A 24,249-nucleotide genomic window follows, 5' to 3' on the forward strand; every position below is an offset into this window, starting at 1 on the left:
CCTCCGCAACCATGCCCGTGGCACCCTAGAGGACGGAGTGTGAAGATTTCTTTAACACATTCTGCACAACCCGCCCCTTGATGACGCGCTGTTGAAATGTTCAACTGAGATTGACCCAACGTTATTCAATAGGGGCTGACCCATGCGTATTCTGGCAATTATCTTTTGTTTTCTAGCGATTACATCGGCCTGGGCCGAGAATCTGGTTCCTGAAAAATATGTCTCGGTGACGCCCGATACGGATTTCGCCGGGAATGATATCCGACAGATCTTTGATACGACCTTCGATGCCTGCCGTCAGGCGTGTCTTGCAGACAACAGTTGTGTGGCCTTTACCTTTAATTCTGTATCGAATTCCTGCTTTCCCAAAAGCCAGGTTACTGCATCAGAACCCTATCAGGGTGCTATTTCTGCGCAGGTGCGGCAGGTCGAGCCTGGGATTCTGGCCAATGTCGAAGCCCGCGTGAACGAATTGGGTTTTCTGAGCCGCGGTGATTTCACACGTGCCCGTGCGTTGGCCAATGATATGGCGTCAAGTTATCCGGTGGGGGATCGGTCGTTGACCGAACTGATGGCGCAACAGAACCTGTATCGTCTGCGGGGCGAAAAGCTGGGCGCGGCGCGGGCAGTGGGGGCGGCTATTACTCTGACCGATCGCAGTGATCTTTGGGCGGAATATGCGCGTGTGATTGTGGACCTGCGCGTCAATAATCGCACATATATCGGAACTGCGCGCAGCGCCGGCATCAATGCCTATATGCGCGCGGAAGATGACGCGCGCCGGTCAGATGCGCTGATCATTCTGGCTGAGGCGCTGATCAAATCCGACCGTGGCCGTACCGCGATCGAGGCGCTGAAACTGGCACAGGATATTCGGCCCAACGACGACACCGAGCGCAGGCTGCAGGATGCTGTCGAACGCTATGGCTTCCGGATCGTTGAACATCAGGTTGAATCCGATCTGGCCAATCCCAAGGTTTGCGCACGGTTTTCAGAACCGCTGGAAACCATTGGCGTCGATTACGAACCCTTCGTCAATCTGGATGGCGCCGATCTGGCGGTTGAGGCGCAGCGGGATCGTCTGTGTCTGGAAGGTCTGCGGCATGGTGATACACAAACGGTTGTTTTCCGTCGCGGGCTGCCTGCGAAAAGCGGGTTGATCCTGGAACGCGATATCTCGCTTGAGTTTTATGTGGGCGACCGGTCGCCTGTCGTGCGCTTCCCGGGGCGGGCCTATGTGCTGCCTAAGACGGCTGACGTCACGCTGCCGGTTGAGACGGTCAATATCGAACAGATCGACCTGCGCCTGCATCAAGTCAGCGACCGCAACCTGATCCGCGCCTTTCAGCAGCGCTATTTCGAAGGCCAGATGTACGGTTGGTCTTTGGATCAGTTCACCAGCGAAATCGGCCCTGTGGTCTGGCAAGGCACAGGTGATGTTCCGCTGGAAATGAACCAGGATATGACGACGCAGCTGCCCATGGCCGAGGCGCTGCAGGGGCAGGTGCCGGGCGTCTATGTGCTGCAGGCCCGTGTGCCGGGGGAAAGCGTCTATGAAAATGGCGCGGCGATGCAGTGGTTCGTCGTTACTGATCTGGGTGTCAGCACGATGTCAGGCACCGACGGGCTGCATGTCTTTGTCCGCGGTCTGGGCGATGCGCAGGCGAAAGAGGATACCAAGATCACCCTGATTTCCCGTGCGAATGCTGTTTTGGGCGAAGTGACGACCGATGCCGATGGATACGCCGTTTTTGATGCGGCCCTGGCGCGGGGCACAGGCGGTGCTGCACCCGCGATGGTCACGGCTGAACTGGGCGACGACATGACATTCCTGTCGCTGATCGACCCGGCCTTTGATCTGTCTGATCGCGGGGTCGAGGGGCGCCAGCCCGCGCCACCTATCGACGTTTTTCTGACAACCGACCGTGGCATCTATCGCGCGGGCGATACGGTGCATGCCACTGTTCTGGCCCGTGATCCACAAATTCGCGGGCTGCAGGATGTGCCGATGACCGCGATCCTGACCCGCGCCGATGGGGTCGAATACACCCGCCAGACCAGCGCAAACGGCGTTGCGGGCGGCCATGTCTTTTCCTTTGACATCGGTGCTGCTGTCCCGCGCGGATCGTGGCGGTTGGATATCAAGGCCGACCCCAAGGGCTACACCCTGGCCAGCACCGCCGTTCTGGTCGAGGATTTCATTCCCGACCGTATCGAATTCGACCTGACGATCGAGGAAGAAAAGCTGGCGCCCGGCGACAAGATGAACCTGACCGTCGAAGCCGATTACCTGTTTGGTGCGCCCGCCGGTGATCTGCCCGTGCGCGGCGAATTGCGTCTGATCCCGCGTACAACTTTGGCTGAATTTCCGGGATTTAGCTTTGGCCGCTATGACCAGCGGGTGTCGACGCAAACCAATGCCCTGCCAAGTGAGCAACGGACAAGCGCAGACGGCACCACAACGATCGAGGCCACCATTCCAGCCGCTGAAATCACCAACCGGCCTTACCGGTTGCAGGCTAATGTGCGCGTTCTGGAAGGTTCGGGCCGGCCCGTCGAACGCAGCCTGACACACGATCTGTCGCCCGCCGGATCACTGATCGGGATCAAACCACTGTTTGAATATGGCGAGATCGGCGAAAACTCTACCGCCGGATTTGAGATCATATCGATCAACAGCGATCTGCAACCCGAACCGATGGACCTGCAATGGACCGTCAATCGCGTCACGACCCGCTATCAGTGGTACCGCCAGAACGGCCGCTGGAATTGGGAACCGATCACCGAACGCCGATCCGTGGCTGCGGGCAAGATCCAGACGGGCGCTGATCCGGTTCAGATCGAAGCCCCCGTCACGTGGGGCCGGTATGAGATCGTGGTTGAACGCCCCGATGGCACCTATCTGTCCTCATCCAGCAGTTTCTATGCCGGGTGGTATGTGCCCGCCGACACCAGCACAACGCCCGATATGCTGGAATTGTCGCTGGATCGCCCGGACTATGCCATCGGCGATACGGCCACGCTGCGCATGGTGCCGCGCATGGCGGGGACGGCGCTGGTGACTGTGATGTCGAACCGCCTGATCACCATGGAAACGGTGCAGGTGGCCGAGGGCGAAAATCTGATCCAGCTTCCTGTGACCGAAGAATGGGGGGCAGGGGCCTATGTCACGGCAACGGTCGTGCGTCCGATGGATGTCGCTGCCAAGCGTAACCCGACCCGCGCCTTGGGTTTGTCTTATGCCAAGGTTGATCCGGGCGACAAGGCTTTGCAGGTCGCGCTGGATATGCCTGAAAAGATTGAACCGCGTGGTCCCCTGACGATTAGCCTGCAGGTTGACGGTGTTCGGGCCGGTGACACAGCCTATGCCACGATTGCCGCCGTCGATGTGGGTATTTTAAATGTCACCCGGTTTGAAAGCCCCGATCCGTCGGATCATTACTTCGGTCAGCGCCGACTGGGCATGGAAATCCGCGATATCTACGGTCGTCTGATCGACGGGCTGAACGGCGCGCAGGGGCAGATCCGGTCGGGCGGCGATGGTGGATCTGCCGATCAGCGCACCTCACCCCCGCCGAATGAGGAGCTTGTGACATTCTTCAGTGGTCCCGTGACCATTGGGCCAGACGGCACCGCACAGGTGACATTCGATGTGCCTGATTTCAACGGCACCCTGCGCGCCATGGCCGTCGTCTGGAGCGAGACCGGAGTAGGACAGGCCGATGCTGAGATTCTGGTGCGCGATCCGGTTGTGGTGACCGCTAGCCTGCCGCGGTTCCTTAGCCCCGGCGATACTAGCCGCCTGTTGCTGGAAATTGTCCATACTGAAGGACGTGCGGGCGATATGCCGCTGCGCGTGACGTCGAACGGCCTGGCGCTGGATATGTCGGACGTGCCGCAGGCTGTGACAGTTGCCGAACAGGAAAAGGTCAAACTGAACGTGCCTATCCGCGCAGATGAGGTGGGCGTTTATCAGGTGGATATCGCCCTGACCCTGCCCGATGGGCGCGAGCTGACCAAGGCGCTGACGCTTGGCGTTCAGATCAACGATCCGCCTGTGGGCCGCACCAGCCGCTTCACCCTTGCTGCCGGCGATACGTTCACCTTTGACGACAATGTCTTTGCGGGTTTGCATCCAGGCACCGGGTCGTCCAGCATCGCTATTGGGCCGATCGCCCAGTTCGACACGCCCGGTCTGTTGCAGATGTTGGATCAGTACCCCTATGGCTGCACTGAACAGACCACATCGCGCGCCATGCCGCTGCTGTACCTTAGCGAAGTGGCCGAAGCGATGGGGCTGGCCCACAGGTCACAGGTCAACGAACGTGTGGATCAGGCGATTGAACGCGTGTTGTCGCGCCAGTCGTCCTCGGGCAGTTTTGGCCTTTGGCGCGTGGGCAGCGGCGATCTGTGGCTGGATGCCTATGTCACTGATTTTCTGAGCCGGGCAAATGCGCAGGGGTTCGACGTGCCCGAACGCGGCTTCAGAATGGCCGTTAACAACCTGAAAAACCGCGTGAATTACGAAGGTCAGTTTGATACAGGCGGTGAATCCTTTGCCTATGCCATGATGGTTTTGGCGCGTGAGGGCGAGGCTGCCATGGCCGATCTGCGCTATTACGCGGATATCAAGGGACGCGATTTCAGCACACCGCTGGCGGCCGCCCAGATCGGCGCAGCGTTGGCGATGTACGGGGATCAGCAACGTGCCGACCGGATGTTCAGCATTGCGACCGAAAAGATGCAATATGTTTGGCGGCAGGCGCCGAACAATACATGGCGCCTGGATTACGGCACGCGCCTGCGCGATGCGGCGGGTCTGTTGGCCCTGGCGACCGAGTCGGGCAGTACGGCCATCAATCGCGATGCTCTGGTTGACCGTGTCTCGGCCAGTTCGGGGCGTATGTCCACGCAAGAGGCCACGTGGTCCCTGCTGGCCGCCCGGTCACTGGTCCGCGATGGCGGGGCGCCTGACTTTCTGATCGACGGGGCACCGGTCGATGGCCCGATGGTGCGTCTGCTGCAGGACACCCCTGATGCCGCGCCGATCCGTCTTCAGAATAATTCAAATCGGGATGAGGTCATCACGATGACGACCTATGGCGTACCGAGTGAGCCTGAGCCCGCCGGTGGCAACGGCTATCAGATCGCGCGCAGCTATTATGATATGGAGGGCGTGCGGCTTTCACCTTCGGAGGTGAGTGTGGGCGATCGTATGGTCGTTGTGATTGAGGTCGATCCCTTTGGATCATCCGATGCACGTCTGATGATCGATGATCCACTGCCCGCAGGGTTCGAAATCGACAACCCACGCCTGCTGCAGGGCGGTCAGATCCGCGGCTTCGATTGGCTGAAACCCGTCTATGCGCGACATTCTGAATTCCGCAGTGACCGCTTTCTGGCCGCTGTGGACTGGCGCAAAAGCGACAGCTTCCGTCTGGCTTACATCGTTCGCGCAGTGTCACCTGGCACCTTCCATCACCCCGCAGCCATTGTCGAGGACATGTACCGCCCGCAGTTGCGCGCCCGCACCGATACCGGTCAGGTCGTGATCACGGAATGAGACGCCATGCGCCTTTCCTGCTGGCAGCGCTGCTTTTTGCGGGCGCGGCGCTGCGGGATGCGGGGGACCGGTGGGTCGACCGCACGGTTCTGCCGCCGCTGACGCCCGATACCTCGGTCGAGGTGCGGGATCGTGATGGCGACCTGCTGCGCGCCTATACGGTGGCAGATGGGCTGTGGCGGCTTGGTGTGACCACCGATCAGGTTGATCCTGACTACATCGCAATGCTGGTCGCCTATGAGGACAAGCGGTTCTATCGCCATAGTGGTGTCGATCCGGTGGCGATGGCGCGGGCGGCATGGCAGGCGGTTTGGGCGGGCGAGGTTGTGTCGGGCGCCTCGACCCTGACGATGCAGGTCGCAAGGTTGCTTGAGGATGGGCCGACCGGCGAATGGCAGGGCAAGCTGCGCCAGATCCGGTTGGCCCTTGCGCTGGAACGACGTCTGGATAAATCCGAAATCCTGCAGCTTTATCTGACCCTTGCGCCCTATGGCGGGAATATCGAAGGGGTGCGTGCGGCCTCCTATAGCTATTTCGGCAAGGAACCGCGCCGCCTGACACCGGCACAGGCCGCGTTGCTGATCGCTCTGCCGCAATCGCCCGAGGCGCGCAGACCTGATCGCAACCCCGGTCTGGCATTGACTGCCCGCAACCGCGTTCTGACCCGCATTGTCGATGATCCGACCGTGATCGAAGCGGCCTTGACCGAACGCATCCCCGACCGCCGCCGTCCGTTCCCTGCATTGGCGCCACATCTGGCCGATCGTGCGTTGGCGTCCCATCCTACAAAGCTACGCCACTCCCTGACGGTTGATGCGGATCTGCAGCGCCGCCTTCAGGTACTGGCGGCCAAAGCTGTACGCCCCCACGGTGACCGCGTCTCGATTGCGATGATGGTGTTGGACCACCAGACGGGGCAAGTGATGGCCAGTGTCGGGTCTGCCGCCTATCGCCCCGACAAACGCCAGGGGCATGTGGATATGACACGCGCACTGCGGTCGCCCGGATCGACGCTGAAACCATTGGTCTATGCCATGGCCTTTGATCAGGGCCTGGCGCATCCCGAAACGATTATCGCCGATATTCCACGGGATTTCGATGGCTATGCCCCGCAGAACTTTGACGGTGAATACAGGGGCGAGTTGCGCGTCCGCTCGGCCCTGCAACAATCGCTGAACACAACGACCGTTGTCCTGACCGAGGCAATAGGCCCCAATCGCCTGATCGGCCAGTTGCGCCGTACCGGGGCCAGCCCCGTTATTCCGGGTGGTAAGCCGGGTTTGGCCGTGTCGTTGGGTGGCATCGGCCTGACGATGGAGGATTTGGTCCAGCTTTATGCAGCCCTTGCCAATGGCGGTCAGTCGGTGCCGCTGATCTGGCAGATGGATCAGCCTGTGCCCGATACGGCCCGTGTGATGTCGCCCGAGGCCGCCTGGCATATCGGCGATATTCTGTCGGGTATCACGCCACCGCCCAATGCGCCGCGTGATAAGGTCGCGTTCAAGACGGGCACGTCCTATGGTCACCGCGATGCCTGGGCTGTGGGCTATGACGGGCAGCATGTGGTCGCGATCTGGATGGGACGGCCCGATGGCACGCCGGTCCCGGGGGCATTCGGCGGTGATCTTGCTGCACCCTTGCTGTTCGAAGTCTTCGCCCGCATCAAACCCATTTATGACCCGCTGCCACCGCCACCGCCCGCGACTTTGATGGTCAGCACGGGGGAATTGCCCCAACCGCTGCAACGCTTCCGGGGCAGGGGCGATGCTGTTGCACGTGATCAGGGGGGGCCGGACATCGCATTTCCGCCCGACGGGTCAGTTGTGGAAACCGATGGCACGCTGTTTGCCAAGGTAGATGACGGTGCAGCCCCCTTTACCTGGATCGTGAACGGAGCACCGATGATCACCAGCGCGCGGGACCGCACCGTTGCGCTGAACGGTCTATCGCACGGGTTTCACACACTGGCTGTCATTGACGCGCAGGGCCGGTCCAGCCGCACGCAGATTGAGCTAAGATAGACATCTGCTCCTTAAGATATTTGTTGAACTAATGACCTCGCCCGGTGTGAAACACCGGGCCGCGCCGACCCGCCCCCCAGGGCGGCGCGTTTGCGCCACCCTCGGGTCGGCGCTGCCCTTCGTTCTCGATTGCTTGGTTCTGGATGAATGATCAGCAAAACGATCAGGCGTTCATATCCTCGACCAGGTTCTGGTGTTTGCGCATTTCGCCCAGAACGTCCCCGAATGTGTTGAACCCCTTTGCCTCAAGCATCGGGATCATCTTCTCAAAGACCTGGGCCGTGGCGACGGCATCGCCCATCGCCGTGTGGCGCAACTGGGCGGGAATGCGGATGCCCAACCGATCAGACAGCGCATCCAGAGTATGGGGGGACGATCCGCCAAACAGCGCGGCCGATAATAAAACGGTGTCAAAAACCGGATGGTCGAACGTTTTGCCAATCCGCGCCTTGTGCCGATGCAGGAACGCCATGTCAAAAGGCGCGTTGTGGGCGACCAGGACGGCATCGCGGGCAAAGTGGTGAAATGACTTGCCTGCCTCATCGATCACCGGGGCGGTGGCCACCATGTCATCTGTTATACCATGCACCTTGCTGGAACTGGCGGGGATCGCCCGCCCCGGATTGACCAGTGTTTCAAATTTTTCGCCCGGTACGATCCGCCCTTTTACCATCCGCACGGCACCGATCTGCACGATTTCGTCCTTATGCGGCAAAAGCCCTGTGGTTTCGGTATCAAAGACCACATAGCAAAGATCGCGCAGGGCTTTGTCGTGAATATCGCAGCGCTTTTCACGCTCTATCAGGCTGAAATCATAGACCAGCGGGCGTTCGGCGCCTGGGCTGAGCGCCTCGGTCATATCCTCCATCGGTTCCAGCGTCAGCATATAGCTGCCATCCCGACCCATTGGGCGTATCACGGCATCATAATCGCGGCTGGATCGGCTATGCGCGGTAAAGGTGATGCGGGGCAGATCATCGGCTTTCAAGGCTTTCAGGGCCGTCTTGATCTCGGCCGCTTGCAGATAGTCGAAAAGATAGGCGTTCAAGCGCGCAGGCCCTTCGAAGGCCAGCAGGTCAGCCGCCTGACCATCGTAAAGTACGATCTGATGATTGGGATTCACCAGAATGACGGCGATCGGGATATCGGACAGAATGGCTGTCAGGCGTTCTTTTTCGGCTTGCAGACTGGCGGTGCGTTCCGCAATCGTCTGAGCATTGTCCAGCGTCGCCGCGCTAAGCTGTTGTGTCATGGCCTGGGCTGCAGGGGCCAGATCGCCCAGATACTTCGCGGCATCCCTGTCGATTTCCTTATTGATCCCGGCATGGGCGCGGGCGCGCATTTCGGCAGCGATCCGTTCAATCGGCTTGGCAATGTTTTCGTCAAACAACAACCAAACGCCCGCAGTCAGCATCAGCGACAGTAAACCGGCAAAAAGCGCGGTGAACAGAAACGCGGACGAGGCACCGGGGTCGCCATACTGCTGATAGCCAAGCCAGGCTGCGACGCCGGAAAAGACGACCATGCCAGCAGCCAATGCGCAGAAAAACAGAAAAATGCGAAGGCGTAGACTTAGGTTCAACATCGGCTCACACCTCGGCGCAGGCGGTCATCAGGACCGGATTGTCGGGCGGTATCGTCACCCAATTGGCATTGCGCAGGGCACCACTGTCGCTGAATTCAACACCCTGTACGATATCGGCCCGCCGCCCGTTGGCGCAGTCAAAGACAACAGGAACCTGTCGCACGGGTGCCCAACGTCCAAAGAGAAGCAGCGTGACCATCTTTTGGTCCGGGAAATCGGTGTTGGTGCGCGCGGTGCCCTGATCGACGGCGATAAAACGTGTCGTTTGCGGGAATACATATGTCCAGGGGCGATAAACGGCTGTTTCTTCAACGGTCTGGGCGACCACGATACCCTCAGGCAGCGCCTGTTCGGTACGGCTGTACCAGTTGTATTCAAGACTGATGGTCGTGCCCAGCATCGCAACCCCGGCCGAAATCGGAATCAACGATCGGGGTAGGCGGCCGCCCAGCATTTTGTTCAATAACATAACCATGCCTGCCGCAGCGAACCCGGCCGCAAAGGTTCCAATCAGTTCCAAAAACATAACCATTTCCTCCCACCGGTCTGTTTGCAGACCGTCTTTATGTCAGTATGCCACGCCCCTGTGACAGCGCCGACTGCATTGTTCTTACCACAACAAAAGCGTTTCGTAGATGACTTCGCTCAAAGTCCGATAACGTGCCCGGCGATAGAAAATTGTTCGGCGTCTTTCCCTTTTTGATCAGGGTGGCCTGATTTTCCAGCCGCGTCTGTGCGATCAGATCATAGGCATCCAGCAGATCACGCGCACCGCTTTTGCTGATGGCGCCTGCATCGCGGGCCGCGGTCAGACGGGCACGTGTGTTCACCGGCGTCAGCTGATGTTGTAGCGCATACATCCGGCCCAGATCGACGATGGGCACGACCCCGTTGTGTTTCATATCCAAGCGATGCTTGTGTTCGCCCGACCGCACCGTCGCAAAACCACGCAGCAGACCAAGGGGCGGCGTGTGTTTCAACGAATTCGACGCCATATGCGCGGTAAAGATCGAATTGCCAGCGGCCTGCTTCAGTGTTTCTTCCTGTAGATTGTCGAACAGACTGACGTCCCCGCCGATGGGGCGCAAATCGAACATGACCGAGGCCAGCATCTGCGCCTCGGGGTTTGGGGTGGCGATCCAACCGGCAAAGTATTCGCGCCAGACCTTTAAGGGCTGTCGCCAGCGCGGGTTCGTGGCCATCATATCGCCGGGGCAATAGACATAGCCGCATTGGTTCAACCCGTCGGACACGATCTTGGCCAGGGCGTCGAAATATTCAAAATCCGCCTCGGTTGCGTCATCGTGCAGAAACAGGCAATTGTCCTGATCTGACACGCCCGTTTGTTCCTGTCGCCCCTGACTGCCGCAGGCCAGCCAAAGATAGGGCACAGGCGGGGGCCCAAGCTGGGCCTCGGCCATCTTCAGCAGGCGCCGTGTGACGGCATCAGCGATGTCGGTGATCAGGCGCGTGATCACATCATGCCTGTTGCCTGCCGCGACCAGTTGAACCAGCAGCCGTGGGATCTGGGCGGTGACCTTGGCCATCGCCTCAACCGACGCCGCACCGGAAATGCCTTCGACAAACTGAACCGAACTCAGCGCCTGAAACCGCGTCAGATCGGTCTGCGTGATCATCCCCACCAATTCGCCCGATTGCATGATGGGCAGGTGGCCCAGATTATGTTCCACCATCTTGTGCAAGACATCCGTGCCAAGCGCGTTCGAGGGCAGGGTGATCGGGTTTCGCGTCATAACCTGCGACACCGGTGTATCCAGGGGCAGCGCATCTGCAATGGCGCGATTGGTCAGATCGCGGATCGTTAAGATGCCCTCCAGCCCGTTTTCGCCCGGAATACAAAGGCAGGATATCCGCATATCGCGCATGATCTGCGCGGCCTGATGAATGGTCGTGCCGGGCGGACAGGTGATGGGGTTTTTCGCCATGATCTGATCCACCGTGATCGTTGTCAGATCGCTGGTCTTGGCATCGGTGGCTCGTGTGCGTGTAAAAAAGCGCTTGAACGCGGGTTGCGACTTCATCAACTGATGAAAGCTGTCCGGGGCCAGGCGCAGCAATGTGCTGTCTTCGGTCGCATGGGCCGTGGTGACGGCCATACCGTCACGCATCAGACCGCGTTCCCCGAAAGAATTGCGCGGGCCCAGAACGCTGATCTGCACATCATTCTGATCGCGCACAGTGACCTGACCGCGCGTGATGACATAAAGCCCCGGCATGGGTTCACCGGCATGATAGATCGCATCGCCCTGCGCAATGTCCAGCCGCTGCATCTGATCTGCAATCTGGGTCAGGGCATCGGTTGGCAGCCTGTCGTAGGGCTGCATGTTGCCAAGAAAGTCCGCTATTGCTTCGGTGCTTTGTGTCATCGCTTATCACCCGCCATCAATGGCCCCACTATGCGGATCAATCCCAGCAATGAAAAGCCATTCCGCGCGACCCCGGTTCGTTGCCGGCGGGGCAGGCTGATTATGACGCATCCCGATCCCAAGCACGCGCCTGATCCTTTGCATGAAGGTACGCCGCAAGCCAATCATTAATCTGGTGGCTGACCGTAAAAGCCGTTTGATATTGGAACATGTAAGAGGTCAGCGGTACGTTTGGCTCAGTACTGTCAGATGTCAGCATAATACGGGCGGTTGAGCCCCGTTCCGCCCAGGGTGGTTCCAGAACGGCGCGGGTATCAGGTGTCAGCATGATCTGCTGCTTCGTGCTGGACAACAGCCGACGCTGATCAATGATCACATGGTCGTCTGCGGCAACAAAGTGAATGACCGCACGTTCACCGGCCATTACCATGGTGCCGATCATGACAAGACTTCCGACCGAGCCGATCACTGTTACAACAGTGTTGTTCGCATAAATGCCCGCAAACAGGCAAACACCAAAGAAGGCAACCGTGATCCCCAAAACCAATAGAACAATCCACGACAGATGCCAAAGCACCAGCTGTTCCGGGGTATTCTTGGCGATATTCATAAAGTGGCCTTCTGAAACCAAAACATCCTGCCTGAAAAACAGGCAGGATGCCGTGAGTGGTCGGGCCCGATGGCAGGCCCGATCAGTATCTTAGTGATCGGCGGCCGCAGCACTTGCACCGCGTGGGATGCGGACGCTTTCGACCAGATCCTGAACCTCTTGTGGGGGTTCCTCAGTCATCGAAGACACGATGAAGGCTGTGGCAAAGTTCAGAACCGCACCGATTGGGCCAAAGGCTAGGGGCGAGATGCCGAACAGGTGGTTGACCGCAGTGTTTTCCAGCAGGTTTGTGCCCGGAATGAACAGGATCCCCAGATAGGTGAACAGATAGGCCAGTGTGACCAGAAGGCCGACCAGCATACCTGCGATTGCACCGGCCGAGTTCACCCGCTTTGAGAAGATACCCATCATCAGGACCGGGAACAGCGTTGCTGCCGCCAGACCAAAGGCCAGCGCCACAACCTGGGCCGCAAAGCCCGGTGGATTCAGCCCCAGATAGGTCGCCAGAACAATCGCACCCGCCATCGACACCCGCGCCCAGAGAAGTTCGCTTTTCTCGGAAATCTCGGGGTTGAAGGTGCCTTTGATCAGGTCGTGGCTGATTGCCGAAGATATGGCCAGCAGCAGACCCGCCGCCGTTGATAGCGCGGCTGCCAGACCACCGGCCGCGATCAGGGCGATGACCCAGGGCGGCAGGTTGGCGATTTCAGGGTTGGCCAGCACAAGGATGTCGCGGTTAAACGTCACCAGTTCGTTGCCTTCCCAGCCACGCTGCGCCGCAAGGGCCTGCATTTCGGCATTCCCATCATTGTAGTACTGGATCATGCCGTCGCCGTTCTTGTCTTCGAACCGCAACAGACCTGTCTGAACCCAGTTTTCCATCCACTGATAGGTTTCTTCGGTTTCGATCTGCTGAACCGTGACCGCGTCACCATTGACACCGCCATTGGGCCACATCTGTTCGGTGATGTTCAAGCGGGCCATCGCACCAACGGCAGGGGCCGTCAGGTACAAAAGCGCGATGAAGACCAGCGCCCAACCGGCCGACCAGCGTGCGTCAGCAACCTTTGGCACAGTGAAAAAGCGGATGATCACGTGTGGCAGACCGGCAGTACCGATCATCAGCGACAGCGTGAACAGCGCCATATTCAGGGGCGAGGTCGCGGCGGTATACTGATTAAAGCCAAGTTCGGTCACGACCTGATCCAGCTTTGTCAGCAGTGGCAAGCCGGATTCGGTGTGGGTCGAAAACAGCCCCAGACCCGGGATCGGATTGCCTGTCAGCTGCAGCGAAATGAAGACCGCCGGAATGGTATAGGCGACGATCAGAACACAGTACTGTGCGACCTGGGTGTAGGTGATGCCTTTCATCCCGCCCAGAACGGCGTACATGAAGACAACGCCGGACGCGATGAACAGACCCTGCCAGCTTTCGACTTCCAGAAAGCGGGAAAAAGCCACGCCGGCGCCGGTCATCTGACCGATCACATATGTGATCGAAATCACCAGCAGACAGATCACACCGACCACACGCGCGCTTGTGCTGTAGAAGCGGTCGCCGATAAATTCAGGCACGGTGAATTTGCCGAACTTCCGCAGATACGGGGCCAGCAGCAGCGCCATCAGCACATAGCCACCAGTCCAGCCCATCAGGAAGGACGAGTTATTATAGCCCACAAAGGCGATCAGACCGGCCATTGAAATGAACGACGCCGCAGACATCCAGTCTGCCGCCGTTGCCATCCCGTTCATGACCGGGTTCACACCACGCCCTGCGGCGTAGAATTCAGACGTTGATCCGGCGCGTGCCCAGATCGCGATGCCGATGTAAAGCGCAAATGATGCGCCCACCACCAGCAGGTTTAGCATATACTGGTCCATTACTCTTTACTCCTCATCCACGCCATATTGCTGGTCGATCTTGTTCATCCGCCAGGCGTAGAAAAAGATCAGTCCCAGGAAGACAAGGATTGACCCTTGTTGTGCAAACCAGAAGCCCAGATCGGTGCCCCCGATTGCGATGCCCGACAACATTGGGCGCAGCAGTATGCCAAATCCGAATGACACCAAGGCCCAAATGATCAGACAGATCACGATAAGCCTTAGATTTGCCGACCAGTACGAACTTGCGTCCTGTGCTGCCCCGGTTCGGTTTGAGGTTTGATCCGCCATGTGGCGCTCCTCCCTTTTCTCTCTGTTGGTTTTCCCCACATTCCGGATGACCGCCTCCTTCGGTCATCCAGCCAGTTCTTCAGGCCGACACGTCTTTGACGATCGAACCCATGTCAGATGCAATCTTGTCGATTGTCCCCATTGCGTCAATACGCCTTAACGCGCCCTTTCTGTCGTAGTAATCGATCAGGGGTGCGGTTTGCGCATGATACGCGGCCAGTCGGGCGCCGACGGTTTCAGCGTTATCATCGGCGCGGCGCTTCATTTCGGTGCCGCCGCAATTGTCGCAAACCCCCTCAACAGCGGGTTTTTTGAAACTGTCGTGATAGCCTTCGCCGCAGGTCGCACAGGTATAACGGCCCGAGATACGCGTGACCATCGCGTCATCGTCAACTTCCAATGAAATGGCGGCATTGATGCTTTGGCCGGTTTGATCCAGCAGATCATCCAAGGCCTCGGCCTGAGCCGTTGTGCGCGGGAAGCCATCCAGAATGACGCCCTTGGCGGTGTCAGGTTCGGCCAGACGATCTTTCAGAATGGCGATGACGATATCATCGCTGACCAGATCGCCGGCTTCCATCACCGCCTTGGCTTTCTTTCCGGCTTCGGTCCCCGCCGCGACTGCCGCGCGTAACAGATCGCCGGTGCTAAGCTGCACCAGACCGAATTTATCCTGCAGCATCCGCGCCTGAGTGCCTTTGCCCGCGCCGGGCGGGCCAAGCAGGATCAGAACAGAGGGTTTCGTGAGTGTTTGCACATCCATCACGCTATCCCTTGTTCATACGGTTTTCGATCAGATCATCGACAACCGATGGATCAGCCAGGGTCGAGGTATCGCCAAGGGCGCCAAAATCATCCTCGGCGATCTTGCGCAGGATACGACGCATGATCTTACCCGATCGCGTCTTGGGCAGGCCCGGCGCCCACTGCAGCAGATCGGGCTTGGCGATGGGGCCGATTTCGCTGCGCACCCATGTCTCAAGCTCTTTGCGCAGCTCATCCGTCGGCTCGATCCCGTTCATCAGCGTCACATAGGCGTAGATGCCCTGGCCCTTGATATCATGGGGGTATCCGACCACGGCAGCCTCGGCCACCTTGGCGTGAGCGACCAGTGCGCTTTCAACTTCGGCGGTGCCCATGCGGTGACCACTGACGTTGATCACATCATCCACACGGCCCGTAATCCAGTAATCGCCATCCGCATCCCGGCGACAGCCGTCACCGCTGAAGTAATAGCCTTTGTATTGTTCAAAATAGGTCGACTGGAACCGGTCGTGATCGCCCCAGACGGTGCGCATCTGGCCGGGCCAACTGTCTTTCAAGCAAAGCACCCCTTCGGCGGCGGTTGTGGTGATTTCTTCGCCGGTTTGTGGGTCCAGCACAACAGGCTGTACCCCAAAGAATGGCTTTGTCGCTGATCCGGGTTTTAACGCGGTTGCGCCGGGCAGGGGGGTCAGCAAGTGACCGCCGGTTTCGGTTTGCCACCATGTGTCGACGATGGGGCATTTACCCTTGCCCACGACATCATTGTACCAGTTCCAGGCCTCGGGGTTGATGGGTTCGCCGACGGTGCCAAGCAATTTCAGATCGCTTAGATCGCATTTTTCCACCGGCTCATTGCCATGCGCCATCAGTGCGCGAATTGCGGTGGGGGCCGTGTAGAACTGGTTGACTTTGTGCTTTTCGCAGACTTGCCAGAACCGGCTGGCGTCTGGATAGGTGGGCACGCCTTCGAACATCAGCGTGGTGGCACCATTGGCCAGCGGCCCATAAACGATATAGCTGTGACCAGTGACCCAACCCACGTCTGCGGTACACCAGAAGACATCGCCATCGTGATAATCAAACACATATTGATGCGTCATCGCGGCATAGACCAGGTAACCACCGGTGGTGTGTACCACTCCCTTGGGCTGCCCGGTTGATCCGCTGGTGTAGAGGATGAATAGCGGATCCTCGGCCCGCATTTCGGCCACAGGGCAGTAATCATCGGCCTCTAGCAGCATTTCATTATAGTCGTAATCGCGCCCGTCGATCCATGTCGTCTGACCGCCGGTGCGTTTGACGACCAAAACCTTGACGCTGTCTTTCGCGTGCAGCAGCGCCTGATCGGTGTTGGATTTCAATGGTGTTTCGCGCCCGCCGCGGGGCGCATAATCGGCCGTGATCACGACCTTGGCGTCACAGCCGTTCACCCGCGCACCCAGGGCATCGGGGGAAAAGCCCGCAAAGACAATCGAATGAATGGCCCCGATCCGCGCACAGGCCAGCATGGCATAAGCGGCTTCGGGGATCATCGGCAGATAGATCACGACACGGTCGCCCTTGCGCACGCCCATCTCTTCCAGAATGTTGCCCATCCGGCAAACCCGGCGGTGCAGCTCAGCATAGGTGATGTGCTGCGCTTCTTCGTTGGGGTTGTCGGGCTCAAATATGATCGCAGTCTGATCGGCGCGGTCTTTCAGGTGACGGTCAATGCAGTTCGCGGCCACATTCAGTGTGCCATCCTCAAACCATTTGATCGCCACATCACCAAAGCTGAAATCGGTATTCTTGACCGTGCTATAGGGCTTGATCCAATCCAGCCGCTTCCCGTGTTCCCCCCAGAACGCCTCAGGATCCTTGACCGAGGCCTCGTACATTTCCGCATATTTTTCAGCATCGACATGCGCATTGGCTGCAAATTCAGCCGATGGCGCATATACCGGTGCCTCGGCACCTTCCTGTTGCGCTTGAGCTGTCATAGTCTCCTCCATTCGTCATTCGTCAATTTTCTGAACATTTCGACCGACCGCTTTGATCAGGCTTGGTAAACTGTTCTTTTCACTCGTGACGATACTGTTGTACGCGTGGCCCGCGTTTTTTCGTTTCACCATATCTGTTGGATGATCCAAGGCAAGACCGTGAAACGCCATGCCTGCATTTATCTGTCCCCGGCCCAGTGCGCGAACTTGATAAGGCCCCCCGTCAGCACCAAACCAATTTGCCCTTTTCACGATGCGTTACGTTACGGGTGACACTATCAGGTGTGACGTAGGGTTCCGTACTAGACCAAAGTCGTAGAATGCCTTGTAAAAACTGCCGTTAGCGCCAGTTGGCGTTGATTTTTAAGGGGAAATGGTCGGGTAATTTTATTTCGTTGAACCGCGTTATGGGGTGACCATAGGAAACAAAGACCTGGATAATGACTTTTGGTCTGGCCATAACCAGATTGTTTCGTATACAGTTGTATGCTGATTTTTTGCGACTAGATTCGTATTGGTTGCAAGGAAGACAATGAAAACTCTGATTGACCGGACATTGGCTTTGGCAAAAGCGCTTCAAAAGCCCGGATGTATACACTTAGGTTGACACATCGGGTCAGTCATAACACAACGTTTAGACAGATACCCAGGATACGTTGCAACAGTTTCAAAAGTGGTGAAAAAGTATCTGCCTTTCACCAGTTGCCAGAGTTTCGCGAGTTCTGAAGGATATTAACCGATGCCAAAGAGATTGAAAGAAAGATGCAGCTTGGAAGATATTCTGGCGTCGTGTTCGGATACTCTTTTCCCGGCGGAGATGGGTAATGCAAAGGTGTCGATCAACAGCAGGGATTGTGACGGTGATACGCCGCTGCATGTGATGTTATGGCGAAACGACACCTATGCTGCGCTGGAACTTATACGCTCAGGTGCGGATATCGATGCTGTGGGCGATATGTCTGAAACACCGCTGCATGTTGCCCTCAGAAAGCAGAACGTTGCTGTTATTCAGGCGCTGCTTGATGCGGGGGCCGATGTGTCTTTGGTGTCGGAATTCGGCCAGTCCCCCGCCAGCCTTGCCGCTGGCTTGAAGGGTCAGATCAAAAGGCTTTTTGAAAACCTTTAGTGTTGAATGGCAAGCATCTTCATCCTAACATTATTTAGGACCGGCGTGGATCAGGTGCACGACAGCGCGCGGATTATTCCGACAGTTGGCTGCACTCAAAATCCGGAACGATCTTAAGACAAAGCTTTTGATCACCGCCAAAAGGAATAGCCTCGGTTCTTGGATCGTAGGGAAACAGTTGCCCAATCGCTTGCAAGGCAAGCACATTGTCACCCTTCACGATGGCTATGGCGTAGTCATGTGTTTTTTCAGGCGGCAGAAACATCAGGGACGCGCGGTTGTTTCTTATCATATATGTTGCAAACGGTCGTCCAGGATCGGAGGTGCTGACAATCAGTGCCATAGCATTTTCCGGCACCCCATCCGGCCAATCTGTAAAACGAACGTCGACACCCATCAGTGAAAGCGGGATTGTCATCGCATTTTCTGTCTTATCTATCACGATCGAAGGCGTGACCTTAGACGTTGATCGGATCGGAATATGAAATCTTTCAGAAAATGCTATCCTGGCGTTATATGTGCCATGTTGCCATCTGCCAGCGTCAAATTGATTATCATGACGGTGCAGAAAGCGACGTCCATGTTCTGTCATGAGCACAGGCTTTGGCGATAGTTCGTCAAATGTAAAAGACGTCTCAATGTTTACGGTTAGCCTGCCGATTTCGCTGTGGATGACCAGAGTTTGTGTCGTCCCGGCGATAACATTTATGCTTTCTGTCTTGGTCTCCAAACCTCGACCCGCCTGAAAGATCTGTTCGCCTGCCGGCACGGTGAATGCGACACCATCAGAGAAACGGTCATTTACATCAAACTGCCCATCCGGGCCGACAAACCAGATATTCGGGCTGCCGGTATTCGGGGGCCGTTCCGCCGTGACCTGCACAACACCAGCATTCAATATGAAATCATGCGTCAGATGTTGGCCTTTGCTGACACGGACGATCGATTGGAAAGGAGGCACGCCACGAGACAGGACAAAAATACCGATATCCTTGTCAGGCGGCACCTCATACATATTTTCGTCTTCGGCATTTGGCCGGATGACCTGTATCGTTCCAAGTGTTAGTTCTTCGGACCTGCCCTCTGGCACAAAGCCCACGTAGGTTCTGAATTGCCCTGTCACATCGGGGCCGCCGTCAACCAGTCTGACGACGATTTCCAATGTACCAGGTGCGGTTGTGCTGTGTATGATCCCGCGAATGATCGAAGCCACGATCAGCAAACAAACGATCAGCGCAATAATCTTTTTCATTGAATGAGGTCCATAAATGGGGCGTCACGTCGAATTAAATCGTTTACGCGGCGTCTTCCTCGGACAGTTGTCGGTGCCACATCCGCGCGTAGCGGCCGTTCATGGACAGCAATTCATCATGGGTTCCGCGTTCGGTGATCACGCCGTTTTCCAGCACGATGATCTGATCGGCATCGACAATCGTCGACAGGCGGTGCGCAATGGTGATGACAGTCCGGCCTTCGCCCATGGCGCGCAGGCTGTCCTGGATATCGCGTTCGGTTTCGGTGTCCAAAGCGCTGGTCGCTTCGTCCAGTAGCAGGATCGGAGGGTTCTTCAACAGTGTACGCGCGATACCCACGCGTTGCTTTTCCCCGCCTGACAGCTTTAGCCCGCGTTCGCCCACCAGTGTTTCATACCCATCGGGCAGGGCGTTGATGAAATCATGAATTTTCGCGGCGCGTGCGGCGTCTTCGATATCGCGCCGTGGGGCATCGGGTCGGCCATAAGCGATATTATAATAGATTGTGTCATTGAACAGTACTGTGTCCTGCGGCACGACGCCGATCTGGGCATGCAGACTGTCCTGGGTGACATCGCGGACATCCTGCCCGTCAATCCGCAGCGCGCCGCCGGTCACATCATAAAACCGGAACAAAAGTCGCCCGATCGTGGATTTACCCGACCCCGACGGCCCCACGATCGCCACGCGCTGGCCCGCCCCGACAGTCAGACTGACGCCCATCAGAATGGGACGTTCGGGGTCATAGCCAAAACTGACGTCATCCAGTTCGATCGTGCCGCCATTCACCTGCAGGGCAGGGGCATCGGGTTTGTTCTGAACTTCCGAGGGCTGTTCCAGCAGATCGAACATTTCCCCCATATCGACCAGTGATTGCCGGATTTCGCGGTAAACCGTGCCAAGGAAGTTCAGCGGCAGCGTGATCTGCAGCATATAGGCGTTCACCATCACGAAATCGCCCACGGTCAGATCACCGCGATCCACGCCAAGGGCTGCCAGAACCATGACGACGACCAACCCGGTCGTGATCAGGAACGACTGCCCGAAATTCAGAAAAGAGAGGCTGTAGCTGGTTTTTAGTGCGGCTTTTTCATACCCCTGCATGGCCACGTCATAGCGCGCGGCCTCACGCGCCTCGGCCCCGAAATACTTTACCGTTTCGAAGTTCAGAAGGCTGTCGATGGCCTTTTGATTGGCATCGGTGTCCTGGTCGTTCATTTCCTTGCGGATGCGCACGCGCCATTCGGTGACGGTAAAGGTAAACCAGACGTAAACCGCGATGGTGATGACAACGACCAACAGGTAACTGATGTCAAAAACGACGGCCAGAATGACGCCGATCATCAAAAGTTCCAGCACCAGGGGGCCGATGCTGAACAGAAGGAAACGTAGCAGAAAATCCACGCCCTTGACGCCCCGCTCGATAATGCGGCTAAGGCCGCCGGTCTTGCGCGTGATGTGATAGCGCATGCTCAGCCGGTGGATATGAGAGAATGTTTCTAGCGCCAGCGCCCGCAATGCGCGTTGGCCCACACTGGCGAAAACGGCGTCGCGCAATTGTTGAAAGCCGACCGTCAGCAATCGAACCATGCCATAGGCCACCGTCAGCCCCACAGCACCGATAGCCAGCATCCAGGCCGTGCCGTCGGCTTCCTCGGCCAATGCATCAACCGCACCTTTGTAGAAAAATGGCGTGGTCACCGCGACCAGTTTGGCCAGTACCAGAATAGCCAGCGCAGCCACCACCCGGCGTTTGACCCAAGGCTGATCGCGCGGCCAAAGATAGGGGGAAACCTTACGGATCGTCCGCCACCCGCTGCGGCGTTCGGCGGCGTCAATGTCGGCATTGCTCACGGTGGGCTGCGTCCTGTGTCTTTGTCTGAGGCGCTAACCTAGGGCGCTAGACGCGGAATGCCCAGTCTTATTGTGGTACTGTGAAAATCTGCCCCGGATAGATCAGGTCAGGGTCGCGGATACGATCACGGTTGGCCTCAAACACCTTCAGATACTGAAATCCGTCGCCATAGGCGTCCTCGGCAATGGCCCAAAGGGTCGCGCCGGGTTGAACCGTCTGCACCGACACCCGTGCGCTGCCGTTTTGCTGTATGGCAACGGCCAGATCTTCGGGCGCTTCGCGTTTGAAGGGCGTTTCGATCCGTGAGGTCACCCGACCGTCATCGCTGACCTCGTCAATCCGCAGGGTGTAGGTGCCCGCATCAACTTGCGGCAGGGCCAGTTGCCATTCACCGTCATCGGTGATCTGCGCCGTCGTTACGGGGCGGTTGTCGACATAGACACGCACAAAACCATCGCCAGCGGCGCGCCCGGTCAGTTCAACCGTGCCCGTGTTGTCGTACCCGATCGCATCCAGTGCCACGTTTTCGGCAAGCTCGGGCGGCGGTGCTGAGGCCTGCAGCAGCTGCAGGCCGTCCGTGCCGGCCATCACAATCGTCGGGCTTTGCGGGATCTTCGGTGCGGCGGGGGCCTGGGACAGTTGGGCGGGCGCACTGCCGTCAAAGGGCGATACGATGATTTCCTGGGTCGATCTGATCTCGTCGCCTTCGGGCGATGTCATGGTCAGAGTGATGACACGGGGGCTCGCGCTGGGCTCAAGGTTCAGAAACATCGCAAAGCGGCCACCGGCATCAGCGGCCTGATTCTGAACAGGTTGCCCATCCACCAGCACACGTACATCTGCGCTTGCCACAGACCGGCCTGCCACCAGTGTCCGCCCGTCAGGATCGATGCGCACAACATCAAAGGTGGGCCGCAGCACATCTGTGGTATCCTCAAGTGTGACAGGTGCATCGGGCGCGGCAGGTGCCCTATCGGCGACCAGAACGGCCTCATACCCACCGGGTGCGGGCAGCAGATTATAGGTCGCAATCCCGACCAGGGCTGCAATTACCACACCTATGGCCGAGGTGATTATGACTCTTGAATTACGCACGTTCGTGATCACCCGTTTCCCTTCCCGATCTTCCCTTGCGGGATGCTAGCAGGGCCGCTATCAGAGGTCAAAATTCTTCTCAAACAGGTTTCACCATGCAGGGATTAAAACCATCCATTTGTGTCTTTTGTGGGTCACGGTCAGGACATCGCCCCGCCTATGAACGCGACGCGCGCCATGTGGGCCGCGGGATTGCCGCCGCCGGTTGGCGTCTGGTCTATGGCGCGGGGGATGTGGGACTGATGGGCGTGGTGGCAAATGCCGCACAAACCGCAGGAGGTGAGACATTCGGCGTGATCCCACAGCATTTGCTGCAACGTGAGGTCGGGAAACGCGATCTATCCCGCTTTGTCGTCACCGAAAACATGCACGAACGGAAGAAGGTGATGTATATGAACTCGGACGCCGTCGTAGTGCTGCCTGGCGGCGCGGGGTCCTTGGACGAATTTTTCGAAGTCGTGACCTGGAAACAGCTTGGCTTGCACCGGAAGCCAATTTTTCTTTTGAATACAGAAGGCTATTGGGACAAGCTGATTGGCCTGATCGATCACATGATCAAAGAAGGCTTTGCCGAAGACAGCTTTCGCGATTTTACCGAAGTTGCGGATACGGCTGATGCGTTAGTCGATAGGTTGCGGGATTATTTTGTCGGACGTCTGTCTTGAACCGCCTATAGATACTTCCTCTGCGAAAGCGCTTGCCTTCAGCGAGAGTATTTGGGGAACAATGATGTTTATCTGGTTTGTTGCAGGTATTCGGCGACGCGGGGGGCGAAATAGGTCAGGATGCCGTCGCAGCCTGCGCGCTTGAAGGCGATCAGGCTTTCCAGCATGGCCTTTTCGCCATCGATCCAGCCGTTGGCAGCGGCCGCTTCGATCATCGCGTATTCGCCCGAGACCTGATAGGCGAAGGTGGGCGCGCCGAAGGTGTCTTTCACGCGGCGGCAGATATCCAGGTACGGCTGGCCGGGTTTGACCATGACCATATCCGCGCCTTCTTTCAGGTCACGTTCGATCATGCGCAGGGCTTCATCGGAATTGGCCGGGTCCATTTGATAGGTTTTCTTGTCACCCGTCAGCGCGCCCGAGGCCCCGACCGCATCGCGGAATGGGCCATAGTAGGCGGATGCGTATTTGGCGGCGTAGCTCATGATCATGGTATCTTTGTGCCCGGCGCTTTCAAGGGCGTCACGCATGGCGCCGATGCGGCCGTCCATCATGTCAGACGGCCCAAGGATGTCGGCACCAGCGTCGGCCTGGGCCAGCGCCATTTTTGCCAAAGCGTCGTTTGTTTCATCGTTCAGGATAATGCCGTCGCGCACAATGCCGTCGTGGCCGAAGATGTTGTAAGGGTCCAGCGCGACATCGGTCATGACGGCGATGTCGGGGATTTGGGTTTTGATGACCCGGATGGCGCGGTTCGACAGGTTGTCGGGGTTCCAGGCATCGCGGCAGTCTTCGGTTTTCAGTGATGGCTCGACATAGGGAAAGACGCAGATGGCCGGGATGCCCAGATCGCGCGCGCGGGCGGCGGCTTGAACGGCGAGGTCGATTGTCAGACGGCTGACATGGGGCAAGGAGGCGACGGGGTTTTCCTGATCTTCGCCTTCTTGCACGAAAATCGGCCAGATCAGGTCATTGACGGTCAGCGTGTTTTGCGACACCAATCGCCTGATCGCATCGGATTGCCGCAGGCGGCGCGGACGGGATCGGGGAAAAGTCGAAAGGGTGGGTTTCATATTGGCCTGCCTGATCTATGTCTGGCAGACTGGGTCGCATGAATTCAGAACGTGCTCAAGGGTAGGCAGTGGCAAAAAACCGGTTTAAACGGGCAAAGTG

The 24,249-nt window shown here is 57.9% G+C and carries 16 protein-coding genes; 4 read left to right on the top strand and 12 right to left on the bottom strand.

Annotated features, from left to right (window positions below; genetic code table 11):
- Positions 1–142: 142 nt before the first annotated feature.
- Both H7848_RS07275 and pbpC read left to right on the top strand, forming a co-directional pair.
- Complete coding sequence (locus tag H7848_RS07275) at positions 143–5,563, top strand: alpha-2-macroglobulin family protein (RefSeq protein ID WP_208349462.1); 5,421 nt, start codon at positions 143–145, stop codon at positions 5,561–5,563.
- Entirely contained in the window at positions 5,560–7,584 is a 2,025-nt protein-coding gene (pbpC, locus tag H7848_RS07280; protein WP_208349465.1) for a penicillin-binding protein 1C, read from the top strand. The genes H7848_RS07275 and pbpC overlap by 4 nt, the downstream gene beginning before the upstream one ends.
- A gap of 163 nt (positions 7,585–7,747) precedes the next feature.
- Here pbpC and H7848_RS07285 read toward each other — a convergent pair whose 3' ends face one another.
- From H7848_RS07285 to acs, 8 genes are all read right to left on the bottom strand, one after another.
- Positions 7,748–9,169, bottom strand: a complete 1,422-nt coding sequence (locus H7848_RS07285; RefSeq protein WP_208349468.1) for a 3'-5' exonuclease — start codon at positions 9,167–9,169, stop codon at positions 7,748–7,750.
- A 4-nt stretch (positions 9,170–9,173) separates the two neighbouring features.
- Positions 9,174–9,695, bottom strand: a complete 522-nt coding sequence (locus tag H7848_RS07290) for a hypothetical protein (protein WP_208349471.1) — start codon at positions 9,693–9,695, stop codon at positions 9,174–9,176.
- 37 nt (positions 9,696–9,732) lie between these two features.
- Positions 9,733–11,556, bottom strand: coding sequence for a DUF294 nucleotidyltransferase-like domain-containing protein (locus tag H7848_RS07295; protein WP_208349474.1), 1,824 nt, complete (start codon positions 11,554–11,556; stop codon positions 9,733–9,735).
- A 100-nt stretch (positions 11,557–11,656) separates the two neighbouring features.
- Positions 11,657–12,166 carry a hypothetical protein gene (locus H7848_RS07300; protein WP_208349477.1) on the bottom strand — a complete coding sequence of 170 codons (510 nt, stop codon included), beginning with the start codon at positions 12,164–12,166 and terminating at the stop codon, positions 11,657–11,659.
- A 90-nt stretch (positions 12,167–12,256) separates the two neighbouring features.
- Positions 12,257–14,047 (bottom strand): sodium:solute symporter family protein, encoded by a 1,791-nt coding sequence (locus H7848_RS07305; RefSeq protein WP_208349479.1) that lies wholly within the window; start codon positions 14,045–14,047, stop codon positions 12,257–12,259.
- Between the two features lie 6 nt (positions 14,048–14,053).
- Positions 14,054–14,338 (bottom strand): DUF4212 domain-containing protein, encoded by a 285-nt coding sequence (locus H7848_RS07310; protein ID WP_208349481.1) that lies wholly within the window; start codon positions 14,336–14,338, stop codon positions 14,054–14,056.
- 79 nt (positions 14,339–14,417) lie between these two features.
- A complete protein-coding gene (locus tag H7848_RS07315; RefSeq protein WP_208349483.1) occupies positions 14,418–15,101 on the bottom strand; it encodes an adenylate kinase in 684 nt (227 codons plus the stop codon).
- A gap of 4 nt (positions 15,102–15,105) precedes the next feature.
- A complete protein-coding gene (acs, locus tag H7848_RS07320) occupies positions 15,106–17,082 on the bottom strand; it encodes an acetate--CoA ligase (protein WP_208349485.1) in 1,977 nt (658 codons plus the stop codon).
- Between the two features lie 739 nt (positions 17,083–17,821).
- On the opposite strand from acs, the gene H7848_RS07325 reads away from it, so the two are divergent.
- Positions 17,822–18,208, top strand: a complete 387-nt coding sequence (locus H7848_RS07325) for an ankyrin repeat domain-containing protein (protein ID WP_208349491.1) — start codon at positions 17,822–17,824, stop codon at positions 18,206–18,208.
- Between the two features lie 73 nt (positions 18,209–18,281).
- On the opposite strand, the gene H7848_RS07330 is transcribed toward H7848_RS07325, so the two are convergent.
- The 3 genes from H7848_RS07330 to H7848_RS20245 all read right to left on the bottom strand — a co-directional run bounded on the left by H7848_RS07330 (position 18,282) and on the right by H7848_RS20245 (position 22,411).
- Positions 18,282–19,223, bottom strand: coding sequence for a hypothetical protein (locus H7848_RS07330; protein WP_208349493.1), 942 nt, complete (start codon positions 19,221–19,223; stop codon positions 18,282–18,284).
- Positions 19,224–19,503: 280 nt separating this feature from the next.
- Positions 19,504–21,315, bottom strand: coding sequence for an ABCB family ABC transporter ATP-binding protein/permease (locus H7848_RS07335; protein ID WP_208349495.1), 1,812 nt, complete (start codon positions 21,313–21,315; stop codon positions 19,504–19,506).
- A gap of 67 nt (positions 21,316–21,382) precedes the next feature.
- Entirely contained in the window at positions 21,383–22,411 is a 1,029-nt protein-coding gene (locus H7848_RS20245) for a LysM peptidoglycan-binding domain-containing protein (RefSeq protein ID WP_208349497.1), read from the bottom strand.
- Between the two features lie 95 nt (positions 22,412–22,506).
- Between H7848_RS20245 and H7848_RS07345 the strand changes: the two genes are divergently transcribed.
- Entirely contained in the window at positions 22,507–23,076 is a 570-nt protein-coding gene (locus tag H7848_RS07345; protein ID WP_208349498.1) for an LOG family protein, read from the top strand.
- 68 nt (positions 23,077–23,144) lie between these two features.
- On the opposite strand, the gene hemB is transcribed toward H7848_RS07345, so the two are convergent.
- Positions 23,145–24,149 carry a porphobilinogen synthase gene (hemB, locus tag H7848_RS07350; RefSeq protein WP_208349500.1) on the bottom strand — a complete coding sequence of 335 codons (1,005 nt, stop codon included), beginning with the start codon at positions 24,147–24,149 and terminating at the stop codon, positions 23,145–23,147.
- Between the last annotated feature and the right edge of the window lie 100 nt (positions 24,150–24,249).

The organism is Pseudaestuariivita rosea (genome assembly GCF_017592335.1).
Lineage (GTDB): Bacteria > Pseudomonadota > Alphaproteobacteria > Rhodobacterales > Rhodobacteraceae > Parasulfitobacter > Parasulfitobacter rosea.

Excerpts from the sequence above, each read along its gene's own strand:
- pbpC (WP_208349465.1), top strand. The coding sequence starts at position 5,560 with ATGAGACGCCATGCGCCTTTCCTGCTGGCAGCGCTGCTTTTTGCGGGC.
- H7848_RS07295 (WP_208349474.1), bottom strand. The coding sequence starts at position 11,556 with ATGACACAAAGCACCGAAGCAATAGCGGACTTTCTTGGCAACATGCAG.
- acs (WP_208349485.1), bottom strand. The coding sequence starts at position 17,082 with ATGACAGCTCAAGCGCAACAGGAAGGTGCCGAGGCACCGGTATATGCG.
- hemB (WP_208349500.1), bottom strand. The coding sequence starts at position 24,149 with ATGAAACCCACCCTTTCGACTTTTCCCCGATCCCGTCCGCGCCGCCTG.
- H7848_RS07345 (WP_208349498.1), top strand. The coding sequence starts at position 22,507 with ATGCAGGGATTAAAACCATCCATTTGTGTCTTTTGTGGGTCACGGTCA.
- H7848_RS07285 (WP_208349468.1), bottom strand. The coding sequence starts at position 9,169 with ATGTTGAACCTAAGTCTACGCCTTCGCATTTTTCTGTTTTTCTGCGCA.
- H7848_RS07330 (WP_208349493.1), bottom strand. The coding sequence starts at position 19,223 with ATGTATGAGGTGCCGCCTGACAAGGATATCGGTATTTTTGTCCTGTCT.
- H7848_RS07290 (WP_208349471.1), bottom strand. The coding sequence starts at position 9,695 with ATGTTTTTGGAACTGATTGGAACCTTTGCGGCCGGGTTCGCTGCGGCA.
- H7848_RS07305 (WP_208349479.1), bottom strand. The coding sequence starts at position 14,047 with ATGGACCAGTATATGCTAAACCTGCTGGTGGTGGGCGCATCATTTGCG.
- H7848_RS07300 (WP_208349477.1), bottom strand. The coding sequence starts at position 12,166 with ATGAATATCGCCAAGAATACCCCGGAACAGCTGGTGCTTTGGCATCTG.
- H7848_RS07275 (WP_208349462.1), top strand. The coding sequence starts at position 143 with ATGCGTATTCTGGCAATTATCTTTTGTTTTCTAGCGATTACATCGGCC.
- H7848_RS07315 (WP_208349483.1), bottom strand. The coding sequence starts at position 15,101 with ATGGATGTGCAAACACTCACGAAACCCTCTGTTCTGATCCTGCTTGGC.
- H7848_RS07310 (WP_208349481.1), bottom strand. The coding sequence starts at position 14,338 with ATGGCGGATCAAACCTCAAACCGAACCGGGGCAGCACAGGACGCAAGT.
- H7848_RS07325 (WP_208349491.1), top strand. The coding sequence starts at position 17,822 with ATGCCAAAGAGATTGAAAGAAAGATGCAGCTTGGAAGATATTCTGGCG.